Consider the following 374-nt stretch of genomic DNA (forward strand, 5'->3'; position numbering starts at 1 on the left):
TCCGTGAGGGCGGGCTCGACGCCATCCGCGATTACACGCGCTCGAAATCCGTCTGGATACGAATATCCGACGAGCCGATCCCGGATCCGTTCGTCATGCGATGAGGGCAGCGCCGCGATCGCGCAATTTCATAACAACAAGAAACCAAAAACAACCAACAGAGGAGAATGACATGAAACTGATTTTGACCGGCATTTTGGCCGGGCTCTTGGCAGCCACCGCCGCACGGGCCGATGAAATGGTGTTCACCAGCTGGGGCGGAACCACCCAGGAGGCGCAGACCAAATCCTGGGCTGCTCCGTTCGAAGCCAATTCCGGCATCAAGGTCCTGCAGGACGGCCCGACGGACTACGGCAAGCTGAAGGCCATGGTGG

At 59.1% G+C, this 374-nt stretch carries 1 pseudogene; it reads left to right on the plus strand.

Annotation, left to right across the window (positions count from 1 at the left end):
• Positions 1-172 precede the first annotated feature (172 nt).
• Positions 173-374: pseudogene (locus EOA13_RS37660) on the plus strand (ABC transporter substrate-binding protein); the annotation flags it as partial.

Source organism: Mesorhizobium sp. M7A.F.Ca.US.011.01.1.1 (genome assembly GCF_003998295.1).
Lineage (GTDB): Bacteria > Pseudomonadota > Alphaproteobacteria > Rhizobiales > Rhizobiaceae > Mesorhizobium.